1 protein-coding gene is annotated in these 875 nt (G+C 61.3%); it reads right to left on the reverse strand.

Features of this window, described 5'->3' with window-relative positions; translation table 11 throughout:
• Nucleotides 1-7 precede the first annotated feature (7 nt).
• A complete protein-coding gene (locus ACFFWD_RS20415; RefSeq protein WP_376968286.1) occupies nt 8-775 on the reverse strand; it encodes a Crp/Fnr family transcriptional regulator in 768 nt (255 codons plus the stop codon).
• Nucleotides 776-875: the final 100 nt, after the last annotated feature.

Below are 875 nucleotides of genomic sequence, written 5' to 3' on the forward strand. Positions count from 1 at the left end.
AAAACGCTCAGCCACCGTGAGGTTCGTCGCCCGATGCAACATGCAGGCGCGGCCTCGCGGCGTCATCCGGGACGATCTGATCGGTTTGACGGCGCATGACGTCGTAGCATTCGCAGGACGCTTGCTCGAGACGCCCCCTATCGATTTCGATCAAGCCCCGCCGATCTGATCTGATGGCACCCAAGGCGCGGAGTTTGGCAACCTCCTGTGTCACGGTCGTTCGTCGCACTCCGAGCAACTGCGAAAGCGTCTCCTGAGTTAATGATAGGATGTTGCCTTCCGTCCGATCATGCAGGTGAAGCAGCCACCGGGCCATGCGGGCCTCGACGGGGTGCAGCCCATTGCAGGCTGCGACGTGCTGGAACTGCATGAGTATCGACCTGGTGTGCGCCTGGACTACATGTCTGATGGCGCTGCTCCCCATGTAGGCTGCTTGAAAACGCGCTACGGAGATTTGCGATGCGGTGCCGCCCACCCGCACGACCGCGGTCACGGACGACAGGGAGGGGTTTCCCCCCAGCACCGAGAGCGCACCGAGGGCTCCCTCGCGCCCGATCACGGCGGTTGCAATCGTTTCCCCGTTCGGCAGGCCGAGCATGAAAGAGATGGCGCCGCTATGGGGAAAGTAAACATGGTCGCGTCGATCTCCCGATTGCGCTACCACGGCATCCTGTTCAAGCGATACCTTCTGGAGATGCGGCGCGAGCAATGCGAGGTCTTTCGACGGCAATGCAGCTAGGAGACGATTTCCGACGCTGGCAGGGCGCTCCATCATGTGAGCCGCCGAGCCCATACTAACTCAACTTTCATCATGCTGATTGGAACGCCATACGGGTCGAAATCGAGGAGGTTCCCGCGATACCTACCGACGGGGC

The sequence above is a fragment of the Bradyrhizobium erythrophlei genome, from assembly GCF_042430365.1.
GTDB lineage: Bacteria > Pseudomonadota > Alphaproteobacteria > Rhizobiales > Xanthobacteraceae > Bradyrhizobium > Bradyrhizobium erythrophlei.